At 73.1% G+C, this 19005-nt stretch carries 11 protein-coding genes; 3 read left to right on the plus strand and 8 right to left on the minus strand.

Going from position 1 to position 19005, the window contains the following annotated elements; all coding sequences use genetic code 11:
• The 8 genes from ACPYOM_RS10155 to ACPYOM_RS10190 all read right to left on the minus strand — a co-directional run.
• Positions 1-1506 (minus strand): hydantoinase B/oxoprolinase family protein (locus tag ACPYOM_RS10155; protein ID WP_481345835.1); only part of this gene is annotated, 1506 nt, incomplete at its 3' end.
• 1 nt (position 1507) lies between these two features.
• Entirely contained in the window at positions 1508-3667 is a 2160-nt protein-coding gene (locus tag ACPYOM_RS10160; RefSeq protein WP_481345836.1) for a hydantoinase/oxoprolinase family protein, read from the minus strand.
• Positions 3668-3812: 145 nt separating this feature from the next.
• Entirely contained in the window at positions 3813-4736 is a 924-nt protein-coding gene (locus tag ACPYOM_RS10165; RefSeq protein WP_481345837.1) for a carbon-nitrogen hydrolase family protein, read from the minus strand.
• A 3-nt stretch (positions 4737-4739) separates the two neighbouring features.
• Positions 4740-5435: an SRPBCC family protein gene (locus tag ACPYOM_RS10170; protein WP_481345838.1), complete on the minus strand. Its 696-nt coding sequence runs from the start codon at positions 5433-5435 to the stop codon at positions 4740-4742.
• Entirely contained in the window at positions 5432-8461 is a 3030-nt protein-coding gene (gene cutA, locus ACPYOM_RS10175) for an aerobic carbon-monoxide dehydrogenase large subunit (RefSeq protein ID WP_481345839.1), read from the minus strand. Before cutA ends, ACPYOM_RS10170 begins: the two co-directional genes overlap by 4 nt.
• A complete protein-coding gene (locus ACPYOM_RS10180) occupies positions 8458-9336 on the minus strand; it encodes an FAD binding domain-containing protein (protein WP_481345840.1) in 879 nt (292 codons plus the stop codon). Before ACPYOM_RS10180 ends, cutA begins: the two co-directional genes overlap by 4 nt.
• 188 nt (positions 9337-9524) lie before the next feature.
• A complete protein-coding gene (locus ACPYOM_RS10185; RefSeq protein WP_481339443.1) occupies positions 9525-11009 on the minus strand; it encodes a uracil-xanthine permease family protein in 1485 nt (494 codons plus the stop codon).
• A 232-nt stretch (positions 11010-11241) separates the two neighbouring features.
• Positions 11242-13029, minus strand: a complete 1788-nt coding sequence (locus ACPYOM_RS10190; RefSeq protein ID WP_481345841.1) for a helix-turn-helix domain-containing protein — start codon at positions 13027-13029, stop codon at positions 11242-11244.
• Positions 13030-13176: 147 nt separating this feature from the next.
• Here ACPYOM_RS10190 and ACPYOM_RS10195 point away from each other — a divergent pair, with 147 nt between their 5' ends.
• The 3 genes from ACPYOM_RS10195 to ACPYOM_RS10205 all read left to right on the plus strand — a co-directional run bounded on the left by ACPYOM_RS10195 (position 13177) and on the right by ACPYOM_RS10205 (position 18972).
• Complete coding sequence (locus tag ACPYOM_RS10195; protein WP_481345842.1) at positions 13177-14097, plus strand: oxamate carbamoyltransferase subunit AllH family protein; 921 nt, start codon at positions 13177-13179, stop codon at positions 14095-14097.
• A complete protein-coding gene (locus tag ACPYOM_RS10200) occupies positions 14090-17107 on the plus strand; it encodes a bifunctional FdrA/YlbE family protein (protein ID WP_481345843.1) in 3018 nt (1005 codons plus the stop codon). Before ACPYOM_RS10195 ends, ACPYOM_RS10200 begins: the two co-directional genes overlap by 8 nt.
• A gap of 125 nt (positions 17108-17232) precedes the next feature.
• Positions 17233-18972: a sialidase family protein gene (locus tag ACPYOM_RS10205; protein ID WP_481345844.1), complete on the plus strand. Its 1740-nt coding sequence runs from the start codon at positions 17233-17235 to the stop codon at positions 18970-18972.
• Positions 18973-19005 lie beyond the last annotated feature (33 nt).

Genomic DNA, 19005 nt, shown 5'->3' on the forward strand with positions numbered 1-19005 from the left:
GAAGGGGAACCGGCTCTCGGTGAACTCGGTGGGCAGGTTGCGGCTGTCGGGCACGACGTGGATCGTGTCCTCGCCGTCGGCGTAGTAGCGGCCGCCCGAGCCGCCGCCGAGCACCTCGCGCATGAGGTAGTCGTTGCCGTCGCGGTCCTTGCCGTACACGCCGGTGTAGCGGATCGTCTCCTGGTCGGCCGGCATCCGGCCGTCGACGGCCTTGGCGACCGCGCCGGCCAGGACGCCGAGCAGTCGCAGGATGACGAAGGTGCGGGCGTTCGTGGGGGCCGGGTAGATCGGCGTCAGCAGCGTCCCCTTGTCGGGGAAGCGCATCTCGATGAGGGGCACGACGCCCTCGTTGACGTCGAGCTCGGCCATCCGCTCGGGGGTGTCGGCGAGGTTGCGCAGGATCGGCGCCAGCCACTTCTTGAGGAAGTTGCCGCCGACGTAGTCGCCGCAGTGGTTGATCGGGCCCTTGGCCTGCGGACCCGTGCCGGTGAAGTCGATGACGAGCCGTGGGCCGCCTTCAGGGTAGAGGTCGGAGCGGCCGGGGCCGCCCGTGGACTCCTTCGTCAGGGTGATCCGCTGCGTGTGGAGCATCGGCTCGTCGACGCCGTCGTGCTCGGCGTAGTCCTCCCAGACGTACGTGCCGTCGGGGATCTTGCCGAGGATCTCGCGGCGGTACGTCTCGGTCGTCTTGTCGAGGATGGCGTCGAACGCGGCCTCGATGCTGTCGCGGCCGTACCGCTGGAACAGCTCGGCCAGCCGGCGCGCGCCCATGAGGCAGGCCGAGCACTCGGCGTCGAGGTCGGCGGCCAGGCTGTCGGGCATCCGGCTGTTCCGGGTCATGATGCGCAGCGCTGCCTGGTTGGGGACGCCCTTGTCCCACAGCCTGATCGGCGGGACGGACAGGCCCTCCTCGAACACGGTCCGCGCGTTGCTCGGCATCGACCCGGGGACCGCCCCGCCGATGTCGTCGTGGTGGCCGAACGCCTGGACGAACGCGACGACCTCGCCGCCGGAGAAGACCGGAACCGTGACGCAGAGGTCGGGCAGGTGGCCGATGCCGCCCTCGGACTCGTACACGTCGTTGTGGAAGAAGACGTCGCCCTCGCTCATGTGCTCGATGGGGAAGTCGCGGACGACCGGGTGGACGAGAGCGCTGTACGAGCGGCCGGTCAGCTTGCGCAGCTGCCGGTCGTGGATGCCCGCGCGGAAGTCGTGGGCGTCACGGATCATCGGGCTGCGGCTCGTGCGCGCGATCGCGGTCTCGACCTCCAGCTCGACGCTGGCCAGCGTGCCCTCGACGATCTCGACGAGGACCGGGTCGACGCTCGTGCCCACCGGCGTCAACCGGTTGCCGTGCTCGTACGCCGTGGGCAGCCCCGCGGGGTTGACCGGGGCCGGTGACGCGTCGGTGGGGGAGCCCGGGGGGGAACCGGAGGGGGAGCGGCCGCCGACGGCGGCGTCGGCGGGGGCGAGCCGGGTCCGAGCGGTCTGGCAGGAGAAGCACATGTCAGGCCTCCTTGGTCATGACGAGGTTGCCGAACGCGTCCACACGGACGGCGAACCCCGGGTGCACGGGCACGGTCGAGCCGAACTCCTCGACGACGGCCGGTCCGCGGAGCACCTCACCGGCCCGCAGGTCGGGGCGCCACCACACGTCGGTCAGGACGTAGCCGGCGTCGGCGTCGAAGCACACCGGACGCGACCCGGTGCGTGCCCTGACCGAGAGGGCAGCCGGTTCGCTTGCGGCGGAGCCGATCTCGCGCAGCTCTGGACGAGTGATGGGCCCGATGCCGGTGACGCGGAGGTTGACCCACTCGACGCGCTGGCGGGGGTCCGCGCGGAAGTCGTAGCCGTAGAGGGCGCGGTGCCCGGCATGGAAGGCGTCGGCGACGGCGTCGGCCCACTCCGCGGTCACGTCACCCTCCGGCGCGGGGACGCGCACCTCGAAGGCCTGCCCGAAGTAGCGCAGGTCGACGGTGCGGGCGTACCGGTGGTCGGCTCGGTCGAAGCCCTCTGCGTCGAGCGCCGACGCGGCCCGGGCGGTGAGCTCGTCGAACGTCCCGCGGACGGCGGCGAGGTCGAGGGCGTCGTGGCGGGCGACCGACGTCTGGACGTAGTCGTTCCTCACGTCGACGGTGAGCAGCCCGAACGCCGACACGTTGCCGGGGTTCTGCGGCACGACGACGCCGGCGAGGTCGAGGATGTCGACGAGGCGGCAGGCGAGCAGCGAGCCGGACCCGCCGAACGTCGCGAGCATGAAGTCGCGCACGTCGAGGCCGCGCTTGACGCTGACCTGCCGCAGCGCGTTGGCCTGGTTCCACGCCGAGATCTCGAGGATGCCCGTGGCGCAGCGGTCGGCGTCGAGCCCGAGGCGCTCGGCGAGGGCCTCGAGGCCGGTCCGGGCGGCGTCGACGTCCAGGGGGATCTCCCCGCCGAGCAGGTGCGGCGGGATGCGTCCGAGGACGACGTGCGCGTCGGTGATCGTCGGCTCGGTGCCGCCCTTGGCGTAGCACAGCGGTCCGGGGTCGGCGCCGGCCGACTGCGGTCCGACCTTGAGCGAGCCCTCGGGACTGACCCACGCGATGGAGCCGCCGCCAGCGCCGACCGTGACGACGTCGATCATCGGGATCTTGCTCGGGTACGCGCCCACCGATCCCTCTGTCGTCAGGGCCGGTTCGCCGTCGAGCACGACCGACACGTCGGTCGAGGTACCGCCGCCGTCGCAGGTGAGCACCTTGCCGTACCCGGCACGGCTCGCGATGAGACCCGCGCCGAGCGCGCCGGCCGCCGGGCCGGACAGGACGGTCGTGATCGGCTGGTTGACGACCTCGTCGGCCGACAGCACGCCGCCGTTGGACTTCATGATGTAGAAGGGGATTCGCTCGCGGGCCGGTCCGTCGGGGCCGGCCGCGCCGGTGAACTCGTCGAGGCGGTGGATGTTCGTGACGTAGCGCGACACCCGCGGCTTGACCGCGGCGTCGACGAGCGTCGTCATCGACCGCTCGTACTCGCGGTACTCGCGCAGCACCTCGCTCGAGATCGACACCACCGCGTCGGGGTGCTCGGCGGCGAGCACGTCGCGCATGCGGCGCTCGTGGTCGTCGTTGGCGTAGGCGTGCAGGAGGCAGACGCCGACGGTCGGGATGCCGCGGTCCCGGAAGAACCGTGCGGCACGGACGGCCGACTCCTCGTCGAACGGCCGGATCTCCTTGCCCTCGAAGCTCATCCGGCCACCCACGGTGCGCACGAGGTCGGCCGGGACGATGCGCGGCGGCTTGACCCAGAAGTAGGAGTTGCCGTACCCGTCCGGAACCGCCTGGCGCGCGATCTCCAGGACGAACTCGTAGCCCTCGGTGGTGATGAACCCGAGCCGCTCGACCTTTCCCTCGAGCAGCTGGTTGGTGGCGACCGTCGTGCCGTGGCTGACCGCCGTGACGTCGGCCCCCGTCGCACCGAGCAGGCCGAGGACCTTGTGCACACCCGTGATGAACCCGTCGGCCGGGTCACTCGGCGTCGAGGGTGTCTTCGTCGTGACGACCTCGCCGGAGTCCTCGTCGAGGGCGACGACGTCGGTGAAGGTCCCACCCGTGTCGATGCCGATGCGGATGCGTCGCCCGGGCGCCGTGGAGACCGTGGAGACCGTGGACTCGGGGGTGCCTGCTGCCATGGTCAGGATTCAACCGGGGGGCGGGGGCGAGGGCGTCGGCACATGCTGCCAACAGGAGGGTGTGCCGGCGGCAACCCTCGACAGCGGTCCGTGGCGGACCCGGCAGGACCCGCGCCACGGTCCACCGCAGGGAGGACCGCTGCCGTCAGCCGGCCTCGCCGCGGTGGATCGGGGCGTGCGGGAACGACGTCGCCGCCGGCCGCTCGAGGTCGTCGCGATGGTTGCGGATCAGGTCGAGGTTGCGGTCGCGCAGGTGGTCGAAGGACTGCCCGACGTTCGACCCCGGCGTCAGCGACGCGAGGGCCTCGGCCGGGTCGAGGCGCGCGGTCACCCAGCCCTCCTGGGTCGCGGCCTTGGCCACGATGTGGCCCACCGGCGTCACGACGTGGCTGTTGCCGAAGTAGAGGACGCCCGCCGGGTCCGTGCCGACGGCGTTGGCGCCGATGACGTAGACGTGGTTGTCGTAGGCACGGGCCCGCGACGTGAGGTCCCAGATGTCGGCCGAGCGCAGCAGGGCGGACGGGCGGCAGATCACCTCCGCCCCCTGCACCGCCTGGATCCGCGAGAGCTCGGGGTAGTCGCCGTCGAAGCAGATGATCATGCCGATGCGCCCGAGGTCGGTGTCGCAGACGGTGACGGTGTCGCCAGGCGTCACCCAGCCGCCGCCGCTGACGATCTCGGAGCAGAACGGGTGCGTCTTGCGGTAGACCCCGAGCACCTCGCCGGCCGGGTCGATGAGCACCGACGAGTTGTGGACGACGCCCCGCTCCCGGCCCCGCTCGTAGGTGCCGAGGCACACGTGCACCCCGAGCTCGCGGGCCACGGCCTGGACGGGCTCGGTCAAGGGGCCGGGGATCTCGGCGACGAGGTCCCACAGCTCCTCCTTCGAGCAGCCCGGGGTGAACCCCGTGGTGGCGGTCTCGGGTAGCACGACGAGCTCGGCGCCGGTGGCCTCGACGCACCGTCGGGTCATCTGGACGCAGTGTTCGACGTTGGCGCGGATCGTGTCGGCGCGGAGCGGTGCCGGGACGGGGGCGACCTGCACGGCCGCGGCGGTGAACGCGCGCATGTCTCATCCTCTCCCGATGGCCCAGCCCACGACGACCCCGACGATGGCGATCGCGCCCCCTGCCAGAGCGCCGAGCGCGAACTCGCGGCTCGGTGCCCTCCGCGTGGGTGCGCCGGACGCCGCAGGCCGCCCCGCGTACACGGCCCCGGCGCCGCTCGTGCGGGCGGCGGCCGACGACTCCTGGCTGCCCATGACCCGGGAGGGGGACGGGGCCGCCGGCGCCCCAGCCGGGGCAGACGCCTCGGCGGCGGACGAGGGACCACCGGCCAGGTCGGCGTCGACCGCGCTGAAGAACTGGCCGGCCATCTTCTTGGCGACGCCGGCGAGCATCCGCTGCCCGACGCCGCCGATCGGGCCACCGACGGACGCGTCGGCGTCGTAGGTGAGGTCGGTGCCGCCCGTGCTCGAGGCGGCCAGACGCACGACGACGTCGGCGTCGACGGTACCCGGGGCTCCGGCCCCCTTGGCGCGCAGCGTGAACGAGTCGGGCGCGGCCGGGTCGTCGAGGCGGACCTCGCCGTCGTACGTCCCGCGGATGGCGGCGACGCCGGCCGTGACGGTCATGGCGTAGCGGTCGGCACCGAGCTCGACGAGGCGGTCGCAGCCGGGCAGGCACCGGGCGAGGACCGCCGGGTCGTGGAAGGCGTCCCACACCTGCTGCGGTGGCGCGGAGAGGGTCGCGGTTCCGGAGATCTTCATGCGTTCGGCTCCTTGGCGGGCGCGCCGGCGTCGGTGACGGTGCGGGTCGTACGGTGCAGGGAGGGGAGGTCGCCGGCGGCGTGCCGGCGGCGCAGCTCCCAGAGGTCGTTGGGGGACAGCGGCATCCGGCGGATCGGGAAGCCCTCGGCGTCCTCGACGGCCGAGGCGATGACGGCGGAGACCGGGATGCAGCCCGCCTCTCCGGCACCCTTGAGGCCGAGCGGGTTGAGCGGTGAGGGCGTCTCGAGGTGGTCGGTCTCGATGGTCGGGACCTCGGACGCGTACGGGACGAGGAAGTCCATGAAGGAGGCGTTGAGCAGATGCCCCGACTCGTCGTAGACCATCCGCTCGTAGAGCGCGCCGCCGACACCCTGCGCGACGCCGCCGTGCACCTGGCCCTCGACGATCATCGGGTTGATCATCGTGCCGCAGTCGTGGACGACGCAGTACCGCAGGATGCGGATCTCGGCGGTGACCGGGTCGGTCTCGACGACGGCCGCGTGCATGCCGTTGGCGAACGTCGCCTGCGTCGGGGAGTAGAAGTCCTTGCCCTCGAGGCCGGGCTCGTCGTCCTCGGCGACCGGCGGCTTGTCGGGGTCGAAGGTGCCGGCGAACTGGGTCGCCGCCTTGGCCGCCTCGTCGAAGGCGTAGCGCAGCGGGTTCGACAGCACGGACACGGTGCCGAGCGACATCGACGTGCCCGGCGCGCCCTTGACCCGGACGGTGCCCTCGACGATCTCGAGGTCGTCGGGCGACACCTCGAGCGCGTCGGCCGCGATGCGCAGCGCCTTGGCGCGGACGTTGCGGGCGGCCAGGGCGATGGCGCTGCCGCTCATGACGGCTGCGCGCGACGCGAACGTGCCGACCGCGTAGGCCATCCGGCGGGTGTCACCGGTGGTGACGTGGACGTCCTCGAGGCGCACGCCGAGCTCCTCGGCGACGATCTGCGCGAAGACGGTCTCGTGGCCCTGCCCCTGCGACGTCAGGCCGGTGGAGACGTTGACCCGCCCGCTGGTCTCGATCTGGATGTGGCCGCCCTCGTAGGGCCCGACGCCGGTGCCCTCCACGTAGCAACCGATCCCGATCCCGACCGTGCGGCCCTCGGCCTGCGCCCGTGCGCGGTAGCCGGCGAAGTCGTCCCAGCCGACGAGAGCCTTGAGCGCGGCCAGGCTCGCCGGGAAGTCGCCGGAGTCGTACTTGAGCGGGCGGCCGTCCTGGAAGAGCAGGCCGTGGTCGTAGGGCATCTCCTCGGGGAGGATGAAGTTGCGCGAGCGCACCTCCGCGCGGTCGAGGCCGAGCTCGTCGGCGATGGCATCCATCGTGCGCTCCATCGCGAAGCAGCCCTGCGGGCGCCCCGCCCCGCGGTAGGGCGTGACCATCACGGTGTTGGTGTAGAGCGACCAGAACTCGACGCGGTAGGCGCCGGGCTTGTAGGGCCCGAGCAGCTGGGTGGAGGTGATGATCGGGACGATGATCCCGTACGGGGTGTAGGCGCCGTTGTCGTGCCAGATCTTGACGTCGAGGGCGAGCAGCGTTCCGGCGTCGTCGAACCCGACCTCGACGCGCTGCACCTGGCCGCGCTCGTGCGCCGCCCCGACGAAGTGCTCGCGGCGGTCCTCGGTCCACTTGACCGGCCGGTTCAGCAGCCGCGCGGCCCAGGGGACGAGGACCTCCTCGGGCCAGGGGTGGACGATCTTGACGCCGAACCCGCCGCCCACGTCGGGCGCGATGCACTCGACCTTGGCCAGGGGCAGGTCGAGCTTGGCGGCCACCGCGGCGCGCACACCGGTCGACGTCTGGGTCGAGGAGTACATCCGCAGCTCGCCCTTCTCGTCGTCCCAGCGCGCGTAGACGCCCTTGCCCTCCATCGGCGTGCACGCGCTGCGCTCGATCTCGAGGTCGAGGGTCAGCCGGTGGGGCGCCACCGCCATGGCCGCGTCGACGTCGCCCACGGTCTGCAGCATGTTCGCGGCCACGTTGCCGGGCACGTCGTCGTGCACGAGCAGGTCGCCGTCGCGGGCGTTCTCGATGCCGACGACGGCCGGACGCTGCTCGTAGCCCACACGGATGCGTGCGCACGCGTCCTCGGCGAGGTACCGGTCGGTGGCCACGACCATGACGACCGGCTCACCGACGTGGTTGACCTCGTCGCGGGCGAGCGCATGACCGGTGCGCCCATGGGTCAGCGTCGGGTGCGGGATGAGCAGCGGCAGCGGCTCGGCGACGCGTCCGGGCAGGTCCTCCCACGTGTAGATGCCGACGACGCCGTCGATGTCGACGGCGTCCGACGCGTCGACGTCGAGCACCCGCGCGTGGGCGTAGGGGCTGCGGACGAACGCCGCCGCGAGGGCGTCGTGGCCCAGGTCGTCGAGGTAGCGGCCGCCACCGGTGAGGAGGCGCGGGTCCTCCTTGCGGCGCACCGGGGCCCCGAACATCTGCGTCGTCATGTGTGCGCGACCCCCTCGGCGTCCGGCCGGGCCGCGTCCTCCGCGGTGCGCTCGGCCTTTGATCTCGGCGGCCCGAAGCACGCTCCTGACGATGTTCTGGTAGCCGGTGCAGCGACACAGGTTGCCCGAGATCGCCTCTCGCGCCTGCTCGCTCGTCGGCGAGGGGTTCTCCTCGAGGTACGCGGTGATGGTCGTCAGGAAGCCGGGCGTGCAGAACCCGCACTGCAGGCCGTGGCACTCGGCGAAGGCCTGCTGTACCGGGTTCATCGGCTCCCCGGTGGGGGCGGGTCGGGCGTCGGGGGCCTCACACAGGCCCTCGACCGTGGTCACCGCGTGGGCCTGCGCGGTGACGGCGAACATCAGGCACGAGCGCATCGGTTCGCCGTCGACGAGCACGGTGCAGGCGCCGCACACGCCGTGCTCGCAGCCGACGTGCGTGCCGGTCAGGCGAAGGTCGTGCCGAAGGAAGTCGGACAGGAGGCGTCGCGCCGGCACCGACGCCGTGCGTCGCACCCCGTTGACCACGACCGTGACGTCGTGCAGCCGCTCACCCGCGGACGCGCTGGTGGGATCGGTCATCGGCCGGTCTCCTCGCTCACGGCGGTGGTCAGGGTGCGGCGGGTCAGCTCGGCCGCGAGCATCCGCCGGTACTCGGCGGTGGCGTGGATGTCGCCGTCGGGGTCGACGTGCTGGCGCACCACCTCGGCGGTCGCGTCCAGGCCGGCCGCCCACGCGTCGGTACCGGGCTCGAGCCCACCGATGACCTCCGAGAGGTCGAGGACCGACGGGACCGGTGTCACCGAGACGAACGACGCGCGCGCCGACGCGACGGTGCCGTCCGTGAGCGTCACCGCGACACCGACGCCGGCCACGGCGTAGTCGCCGTGCCGTCGTGCCGACTCGGCGAACGCGGTGCGCGTCCCCTCGGGGAGCCGCCCGAACCGCGCTGCGACGGCGAGCTCGTCGTGCGCGAGGGAGGTCTCGAGCGGGCCGAGGAAGAAGGAGTCCCAGGCGATCTCGCGGGTCCCGCCCGGTCCGACCACCTCGATGACGCCGTCGGTCAGGGCCAGCACCGAGGGCATCTCGCCGGCCGGGTCGGCGTGCGCGAGAGAGCCGACCGTGGTCCCGCGGTTGCGGATGGCCGGGTGGGCGACGTTGACGACCGCCTGGCGCAGCAGCGGCAGCACGGCTGCTGCCGCGGTGGACCGCTCGAGGCCGCGGTGGCGCACCAGCGCACCGACGCGGACGGCCTCCGGCAGCACCTCGATGCCGCCCAGCCCCTCGACGCCGTTGACGTCGACGAGGTGCGCGGGGGAGGCGAGGCGCATGTTGAGCAGAGGCACGAGGCTCTGCCCGCCGGCGAGGACCTTGCCGTCGTGGCCGACCCGCGCGAGCACGGCGACGGCCTCGTCGACGGTGCGCGGTGCGTGGTGCACGAAGGGTGCGGGCTTCACCGAACCGATCCTGCCTCTCGACGACGGGTGGGGCCAGAGATTCGCGCTGCCTCGGTGCGCCGCCGGTTTTGGCACGTTCTGCCGAAGGACGTGCGTGGGGCGCATCCAGGGGGCCGCTCGTGCCGGGAAGGGGAGTGGCCCCCGACGACGTCGGGGGCCACGCGGGTCCTGCCGAGCGGCGGGACGCCTCAGCGTCGACGGTCGGGGCGGTCCGGCGCGTCCTGGTACAGGTCGTCGACGCCGTCGGCGTCGCCGTAGTCACCCTCGCGCTCGCCGAGGGAGATCATCGTCCCGCCCGGTTCGTCCGCCCTGGCCCGCAGGTCGGCCGGCGCCATGGCACGCGCGACGTGGAAGGCGACCACGGCGACGATGGTGCCGAGCGCGATGCCGCCCAGCGTGAAGCTCTCCGTGAACTTCAGCGAGACGTTGCCGATGCCGATGACGATGCCGGCGGCCACCGGGACGAGGTTGATCGGGTTGCCGAAGTCGACGCCGTTCTCCTTCCAGATCTTCGCGCCGAGCAGGCCGATCATGCCGTAGAGCACCACGGTGATGCCCCCGAGGACGCCACCGGGGACCGAGGACACGAGTGCCCCGAACTTCGGTGAGAGGCCGAAGATGATGGCCACGGCGGCGGCGACGTAGTACGCCGCCGTCGAGTAGACGCGGGTCGCCGCCATGACGCCGATGTTCTCGGCGTACGTCGTGGTCGGCGAACCGCCGACCGAGCTCGCGATCGCCGTGCCGATGCCGTCGGCGGCGATGGCCCGGCCCATGTACGGGTCGAGGTCGGTCTTCGTCATCTCGGCGACCGCCTTGACGTGACCGGTGTTCTCGGCGATGAGGGCGATGACGGCCGGCAGGACGAGGAGGATCGCCGCGACCGAGAACGACGGCGCGTGGATGCCGACCATGGCCTTGCCGTCCGGGCCGGGCGTACCGGTCGTCGGCGGCAGGCCGAACCACTGCGAGCTGGCGATGGTGTCGAAGTTCGTGCGGAAGTGCGTCGAGACCTTCCCGGCGCCGTCAGGGGCCGTGATCTGACCGAAGATCCGGTCGAAGAGCCAGGAGATGACGTAGCCGAAGACGAGCGCGAGGAACACCGCGATGCGCGAGATGAAGCCCTTGAAGGCCACCGCGCAGACGATGGTGAAGGCCATGACGAGCAAGGCCACCCACTGGTCCTGCGGCCAGTAGACCGTGGCGACCACCGGAGCGAGGTTGAAGCCGATGAGCATGACGACCGCACCGGTGACCACCGGCGGGAGCACCCGGTGCAGCACCGACGAGCCGAGGAAGTGGATGAGCACCCCGACGATCGCCAGGACGACGCCGGCCACGAGGATGGCGCCGGTGACCTGCTGCGAGGTGCCGCCCTGGGCCCGGATGGCCGCCACGGCGCCGACGAAGCTGGCCGACGTGCCGAGGTAGCTCGGCACCTTGCCGTTGACGATGAGCAGGAAGCAGATCGTCGCGATGCCGCTCATCATGATCGCGAGCTGTGCGTTGAGGCCCATGATCAGCGGGAAGACGAACGTCGCGCCGAACATCGCCACGACGTGCTGCGCACCGAGGCCCACGGTCTTGCCCCACGAGAGCCGCTCGTCCGGGGCGACGACGTCATCGGGACCCATCGTCTTGCCGTCGCCGTGCAGTTTCCAGCCCAAAGCCATGCCGACTCCTCTTGACGCGTCCTGCCGCGCCCTGCGCGATGAGTGGACCGCGACACCGAAGTCCGACCCCGCGGATGGGCGAAACCTACTCCGCCGCGGTGCGGTCCCGTTCGTCAAAAGGTGATACACGCCGGGGGCGCCCGTCTGGCAGTTCGTGACGTCCCGGCCCGGATGACGCCCCGGGCGGTGGCGTCGATCAGTGGCGTCGCTCGGTGGGGATGTGGGCGGGTCGTCAGATGCCGCGCATCGCGTGGATCTTCAGGGCGAGGGCGAGGGTGAGGCGCAGGTCGGGATCCGTGGTGAACGGTCCGAGCATCTTCTCGAGCTTGCCGATGCGGTACCGCAGGGTGTTGTAGTGGAAGAAGAGGATCCGCGCGGTCTCGGCGACGTTGAGGTTGGTGTCGAGCAGCACGCGGAGCGTCTCGCGCAGGCCGGCGTTCTCGGCCGAGTCGTCGGTGGCCAGCTCGCGCAGCGACTCGTGGACGAACCGCCGCAGGTCGGTGCCGTCGGGCACGAGCGCGAGCAGCCGGTAGATGCCGAGGCCGTCGACGTGCGCGAGGGCGCCGTCGCCGTGCATCTGCCGGCCGACGGTCACCGCCGACAGCGCCTCCTCGTAGGCCTGGGCCAGGCCGGCCGCCGACGTGATCGGCCGTGAGACGCCGGCGGAGAAGCTGCGGCGTCCGCCACCGCCGTCGCCCCGGACGACGCGCACGAGGTCGCCGACGAGGCGCATGACGCGGTCGGTGTCGGCCGAGGCCGGCACCGGCATCAGCGTCACCACCTCCCGGCTGAACCCCATGACCGGGGTGCACGGGTCGCGGACCGCGACCGCGTGCGTCCACGCCCGGGCGAAGCGCTGCTGGAGGAAGCGCACCTCCTCCGGGTCGCGCGTCGTGCGGTCGTCGTCCTCGTCGGTCTCGGCGACGACGACGACGAGCGGCCGGTCGATGTCCCACCCGAGCGAGGCCGCGTGCGCGACCGCGTCGGCGGGGCTGCCCGCGCGCCCGGCGAGGGCGTCGCGGAGGAACTCGGCGCGGTACTTGCCCTCGACCGCCGAGACCGCCTGGTCCTTCGTGATGGCCAGGGCCGCGACCGTCGCCGCACGCTCGAGCAGCCGGACGTCGTCGGCGGTCAGGTGCCGGTGGCTGCAGAAGGCGACGAGCACGCCGTGGTCGAGGTGCCCGGCGACGATGCGCACGGCGGCGCGGTCGGCGCCGGGGCCCTCCGGCCGGGGACCCATCGGCTCGGCCTCGGTGAGCAGCCGCCCGGTGCGGTCGAAGCAGTCGAGCGACTCGGCGTGCTCGAGCTCGCGCTGCGATCCCGCCCTGGCGATGACGCGTCCGTCGGTCGTGGTCACCATGGCCGCGCCGTCGAGGAACCCGACGACCTGCTGGCAGAGGTCGGTGAGCGACCCTCCCGCCAGGACGATCTGGACGAGGGCGCGGTCGGCGTCCTCCAGCCGCCGCAGGGTCGCGGTCTGGTGGGCCAGGATCGCGCTCAGCACCTCGGTCGTGAACGTCGCGACCCCCTCGAGCGGCACGTCGATGACGGCCAGGCCGACACGTCGGGCGGCCTCGTGGAGGGCGACGGACGCCGGGCCGTCGACGCCGGACAGCACGAGGGCGGCCGCGCCCGCCGCGGCGAGGACGTGCACGGCCTCGGTCACGCCGGGGGTGGAGGTGCGCGTGGAGGTGTGGGCGGAGGTCTGGGTCGGGGTGTGCGCCGAGGCGGACGCCGTCGTCCACTCGGCGAGAGCGGCGGCATCGGCCAGCACCAGCTGGTGCGTCAGCGCGTCCCCCAGGGCGGCGGCCTGGAGTGCGGCGCGCAACGGCGTCGTGCTGTCGACCGACCCGTCGAGCAGGGGCCCGGAGGCGTGCACGGTCCCGTTGACGCCGGCGGCGAGGCCGGCGATGAGGCGCAGCGAGATGCCGGACACCTCGATGTCGCCGGCGACCCGCGACCCTGCGGGCGCTGGCAAGTCACCGTCGCGCAGGGCCGGATCGTTGGCAACTTTCACCATGAGCGCACCCTACCCAGCCTCGGTAGCGTCGCGGTCAGGTTCGCGACCGGTGACGGTGCGGCCCGGCGCCGGCAGGCCCTCGCGGTCGGCGGGCCGATGGCTGCGGACGCGTCGCCCGGTCGCCTCGGCGATGGGTCGGAGGTGGCGGTGACGGACGCGTCCGACGTGCTCGTGCCCGCCTCGGTGTCGCCGCTCGTGGCCGGCGCGGTGGCCCGGGCGGTGCGCTCGTGCCCGGTGCTCGCGGCCTTCCCCACCTGCCTCTACGTCGGGGTCGGCGCGCACGAGGAGGTCCTGGCCGTGCTGACCTCGGACGCCCTGTTCCTGCCCGTCGGGCTCAGGCTCGCCGACCCGTCGGGGCGCGTGCGGTGGGGCGTCGTGCCGGGTGACGCGGTGCTCGTGGGTGGCGGACGCGTGCTGCTGCCCGACGTCGAGATCGTGGCGTCCCGGCTCGCCCGGCCCGCGCGCGTGCGGCCGGGGATGCCACGTGCCGGGGCGGCCGCGTCGCTGCCGGAGCCGGGCGTCCTCGGCCAGCTCGTCCACGAGGTCGTGGCAGACGCGCTCGCCGGACGCCCGGTCGGTGCCGGGGTCCGCGGGCTCGTCGGCGCGGGCCGCGGGCTGACGCCGAGCGGGGACGATGCGCTGTGCGGCGCGCTGCTCGCCCTCGTGGCCGCCGGGTCGGCCACCGGCCCTCGTGACGGAGGCGTCGGCGCCGGGCGCGCCCTGTCGGCCCTGCGCACCGCCGTCGGGCAGGACCTGGGTCGCACGACGAGCCTGTCCGCCGCGCTCCTCGTCGCGGCGGGTGACGGCTATGCGGTGCCGGAGGTCGTGCGGCTCGTGTCGGCCCTGCAGGGTGGCGCGGGTCAGGCCACGTCGCCGGAGGCCGTTGCCGCGGTGGCGGACTGCCTCGCGGGGGTCCTGGCCATCGGGCACTCGTCGGGGCACGACCTCGTCTCCGGCCTCGCCGGAGCGCTGCTCGCCCTCGATGCAGCCGCCCCGCCTGTCTCGCATGACAGGTCGGATGCCGACCACCGGGAATCCAACACCGAGAAGGGACCCCGCAGTGCCTGACCACGTCGAGCTGAGGACCGGCGCCTACCACGACTCCGTCAGCCTCATGCAGGTGTCGCGCACGGTCGCGGCCACACCCGGTGTCGAGGCCGCCCAGGTGGCGATGGCCACCGACCTCAACCTCGAGGTCATCCGCGCCATGGGTTTCGAGGTGCCCGACGCGTCGCCCAACGACCTCGTCGTCGCCGTCCGCGGCAGCGACGAGGCCGTGGCGGCGGCCCGCGTCGCCGTCGACGAGGCCCTGGCCGGGCTCCGTCCGGTGCCCTCCGGTGGCGGCGGGTTCGGTGAGGCGCCCCCGAGCCGCACGCTCGGCGGTGCCATCACCGCCTCCGGCGCCGGCCTGGCCCTCGTCTCGGTCCCCGGGCCGAACGCGGCGGTCGAGGCCTTCGACGCGGTCCGCGCCGGTGTCTCGGTCATGGTGTTCTCCGACAACGTGCCGGTGGCCGACGAGGTGCGGCTCAAGGACGCCGCCGCCGAGGCGGGCGTGCTCGTCATGGGTCCGGACTGCGGCACCGCGGTCGTCGGTGGAGTCGCCCTCGGCTTCGCCAACGTCGTGCGGCCCGGTCCGGTGGGGCTCGTCGCGGCATCGGGCACCGGCGCGCAGCAGGTCATGTGCCTCCTCGACGCGGCCGGTGTCGGCGTCAGCCACTGCCTCGGCGTCGGCGGCCGTGACCTGTCGGCCGCGGTGGGCGGCCGCTCGACGCGCCAGGCGCTCGCCGCGCTGGCCGCGGACCCGACCACCGACCGCGTCGTCGTCGTCTCGAAACCGCCGGACCCCGAGGTACTCGCCGACCTGGAGGCCTTCGCGGCCGGTCTGGGCAAGCCGGTGCACTGGGCGACGCTGGGGCAGGGGCGCGCCGACCTCACGGCGTCGGTCGAGGCCGTGGTCACGGCCGCCGGTCGTGCCTCGTCCGTGCCACCCGTGCCACCCGTGCTGCCGCGATGGCCGGTGTGGCAGGGGGCCTCGTCGAGCGAGCAGGCCACCGGACCCTCGCTGCGCGGCCTGTTCTGCGGGGGCACGCTGGCCGACGAGGCGATGCTCGTGGCCGCTGCGTCGCTCGGCGACATCCGGTCCAACATCCCCCTGCGCCCGGACCTCGCCCTCGGGCCCGACCTGCGCGACCCCGGCCACGTCGTCGTCGACTTCGGCGACGACACCCTGACGCGCGGCCGGGCCCACCCCATGATCGACCCGTCGCTGCGGCTGCAGCGCATCGCCACCGAAGCCGTGGACCCGACGTGCGGGGTCCTGCTCCTCGACCTCGTCCTGGGCCACGGCTCCCACGCCGACCCCGCCCCCGAGCTGGCCGACGCGGTGCGGGCCGCACGCACCACCGCGGCGCAGGCCGGACGTACCCTGCCCGTCGTCGTGTCGGTGACCGGCACCGCGTCGGACCCGCAGGACCTCGAGGCGTCCGTCGCGGCGCTCGTCGAGGCGGGTGCCACCGTCCTGCTGTCCAACGCCGCCGCCGCCCGCGAGGCCGTCCGTCTCCTCGGCCGCGAGGCGCCCGCACCCTCCACGCCCACGGACCGCGCGAGGGTTCCCGCAGCAGCCGGGCCGGTGGGTGCCTCGGTCGACGGAGCACCTCCGCTGAGCGGGCTCCTCGAGTCCGACGTCACCGTGGCGACTGCCGGCATCCCGCTGCTCGCCGAGTCGTTGCGGGCCCAGGCGGTCCGGGTGTCCGAGGTGGCGTGGCAACCGCCCATGCCCGGCACGGAGGGTCATCTGGCATTGGTCCTCGCCGACCCGCGTCGCGACGCCGCCAACGCCGAGGCGCTGCGCCGCATGGTCGCCGCGGGCGCCGACCTCGTCGACGTCCGAACGGCGTCGGACGCGCTCGGCCTCGAGCCGGGCACCTTCCTGCACGCCGGGCCGCCGATCGAGTTCGCCCGCGCGTCCGGGCCGCTCAGGGGTGCGCTCATCGGCGCGATGCTCTTCGAGGGGTTGGCCGACACCGCGGAGGAGGCGGAGGCCAGGCTCGAGAAGGGCGATGGCATCACGCTCGAGCCGTGCCACCACCGCGACGCCGTCGGGCCGATGGCCGGCGTCGTGAGCCCGTCGATGTGGCTCTACGAGCTGCGCGACGACGTCCACGGCAACACGTCGTGGTGCTCGCTCAACGAGGGCCTCGGCAAGGTGCTGCGCTACGGCGCCTACGGGCCCGAGGTCATCGACCGGCTGCACTGGATGAGCTCGGCGCTCGGACCGATCCTCCGGCAGTCCGTGCGCGCCCGGGTCGACGCCTCGGGGCCGGTCGACGTGAAGGCGGTCATCGCGCAGATGCTCCAGATGGGCGACGAGGGGCACAACCGCAACCGTGCCGGCTCCCTCATGCTCCTGCGCGAGCTGCTGCCGACGATGATCACGGCCGACGCGTCGTCGACCGACATCGCCGAGGCGGTGCGCTTCTCCGGGGCCAACGAGCACTTCTTCCTCAACCTCGGGATGCCCGCGTGCAAGCTGAGCACCCTTGCCGCACAAGGCATCCCGGGCTCGAGCGTCGTGACGACCATGGCGCGCAACGGGACCGACTTCGGCATCCGGGTGTCCGGCACGGGCGACGCCTGGTTCACGGGTCCGGCCAACACCCCGGAGGGCCTGTTCCTCGGCGCCTACGGGCCGGCTGACGCCAACCCCGACATCGGCGACTCCGCGATCACCGAGACGGCCGGCATCGGCGGGTTCGCCATGGCGGCAGCGCCGGCCATCGTCAGGTTCGTCGGCGGCGACGTGCCGTTCGCGCTGCGGGCCACCCAGACGATGTACGAGATCACCGTCGGCGAGCACCAGGCCTTCCAGGTGCCGATCCTCGAGTTCCGCGGCACCCCGACCGGCATCGACGTCGCCGCCGTGGCGCGCACCGGGATCCTGCCGCAGATCAACACCGGCATGGCCGGACGCGTCGCGGGCACGGGCCAGGTCGGCGCGGGCCTCGTGACCCCGCCGGAGCAGTGCTTCACCCAGGCCCTTGCGGCCCTCGCGACGCTGGCGGGTGAGGCCACCACCTGACCCCTCGGACTTCGCCGCTCGGACGTCTTGTCGACACGTCCGGCCGGGAGCACTCTTGGAGGTGGCCGCCATCGGGCGCCGACGCTGACGACCGTCCATCTTTCCGACCACCGAACGGAGCAGTCATGCGTCGACCACGCATCGTGACCGCTGCCCTGGCATCCCTGGCCACCGCCCTCGCGGGTGCCGCAGTGGCGGTCGCCGCGCCGTCGGACGTCCTCGTGACGAACGGCAGCCCGGTGACACCCTTCTCGCAGAACAAGCAGAACGAACCGGCAGTCGCCATCGACGCGCACGCGCCCTCGGTCGTGGCCGCGGGCTCCAACGACGAGATCGACCTCGAGTCGTGTGCCGCGGGCGACCCCACCACGTGTCCCTTCACCGCCGGTGTCGGACTGTCCGGCATCTACTTCTCCTCGACCGGTGGCGCGTCCTGGACGCAGCCGACCTATACCGGGTTGACGGCCCGCGACTGCCTCGGCCCGGCACCGTGCCAGACGCACGTCGGCCCGATCGGGACGCTGCCCCGGTACTACGAGGCCGGCCTCTCCTCCGACGGCGACCCCGGGCTGGCGTTCGGACCGCGTCCTGACAGATCCGGCCGATTCTCGTGGGCCAACGGCTCGCGCCTCTACTACGCCAACCTGACGGCGAACATCGGCGCGACCAGGCAGGACCAGACGTTCAAGGGCTTCGAGGCGATCGCGGTCTCCCACACCGACGACATCGCCGGCGCGACGGCAGGGCACAACGCGGCGTGGTCCGCTCCGGTGCTCGTGTCGAAGCAGTCCTCGACGACGTTCTCGGACAAGGAGCAGATCTGGTCCGACAACGCGGCGAGCAGCCCCCACTTCGGCACGACGTACCTGTGCTGGGCCTCCTTCCGCAGCCAGGAGAAGGGGCGCGCGCTCCCGACGCCGCTCATCATCGGACGGTCTACCGACGGCGGCGTGACGTGGACCTCGAGGCAGGTCGGCCCGGCCACCAACAACGGCATCAGCGGCCAGCCCGACGGCTGCACGGTCCGCACCGACAGCCACGGCGTCGTCTACGTCTTCGGCGTCGGCGTCCGGAGGGGCATCAGCTGGGAGATGATGTACCGCTCGACCGACGGCGGCGTGCACTTCACCGGCCCGAAGCTCATCGCCAGCGTCGTGAAGCCCGGCGTCTTCGACCCGGTCCAGGGTCGCCCGGTCATGGACGGCCTCGGCGGTGCTCGCGTCGACCTGGCGCCCGCGCCCAGCGTCGACATCGCCAACGGCGCCCCCACCGGGACGGGCGCGACGAACCAGATCGTCATGACCTGGGTCGACGGCAAGAACGGCCTGAACCACGAGCGCCTCATGGTCGCGACGTCCCGCACCGGTGGCACGTCGTGGACCGGTCCGACGGCCGTGGCCATCACCTCGGGCGACCGGCCGTTCTACTCGGCACCGGCGATCTCCCCGAACGGCACGGACGTCTACGTCGTGTACAACGCGTTCACGACGCCCTACCGCAACGACACGACGTCGCCACGCGGGCTCGTCGGGGCGGTGTGGCACACGGACGTCGCGGCGGGCGGTGCGCTGGCGGGCTGGGCGGAGCTGCACCGCGGTGTGGTCGGTGACCCGCGCGGCTCGTCGGCCAACGCCCTGACCGACGAGTTCCTCGGCGACTACGTCTACGCCGCGGCCTCGCGCACCGGCGTGGTGGCGGTGTGGAACGACACCCGCGACGCCGCCGACTGCCCGGCGATCGACGCCTACCGCGCGGCGCTCTACACCAACCCGGCCGCTCCGCGCCCGAACGTCATCCGGGACTGCCCGGCCACCTTCGGCAACAGCGACATCCGCTCGTCGATGCTGCTGGACCCGACGCCGTGAGCTGACCCGACACCGCCCCGCCGGCAGCCGCCG

This window comes from Monashia sp. HAY1-2A (assembly GCF_056755315.1).

Bases quoted from the DNA above. Each gene is read 5' to 3' on its own strand.
- ACPYOM_RS10160 (WP_481345836.1), bottom strand. From the start codon at position 3,667: ATGGCAGCAGGCACCCCCGAGTCCACGGTCTCCACGGTCTCCACGGCG.
- ACPYOM_RS10165 (WP_481345837.1), bottom strand. From the start codon at position 4,736: ATGCGCGCGTTCACCGCCGCGGCCGTGCAGGTCGCCCCCGTCCCGGCA.
- ACPYOM_RS10170 (WP_481345838.1), bottom strand. From the start codon at position 5,435: ATGAAGATCTCCGGAACCGCGACCCTCTCCGCGCCACCGCAGCAGGTG.
- cutA (WP_481345839.1), bottom strand. From the start codon at position 8,461: ATGACCGATCCCACCAGCGCGTCCGCGGGTGAGCGGCTGCACGACGTC.
- ACPYOM_RS10185 (WP_481339443.1), bottom strand. From the start codon at position 11,009: ATGGCTTTGGGCTGGAAACTGCACGGCGACGGCAAGACGATGGGTCCC.
- ACPYOM_RS10190 (WP_481345841.1), bottom strand. From the start codon at position 13,029: ATGGTGAAAGTTGCCAACGATCCGGCCCTGCGCGACGGTGACTTGCCA.
- ACPYOM_RS10205 (WP_481345844.1), top strand. From the start codon at position 17,233: ATGCGTCGACCACGCATCGTGACCGCTGCCCTGGCATCCCTGGCCACC.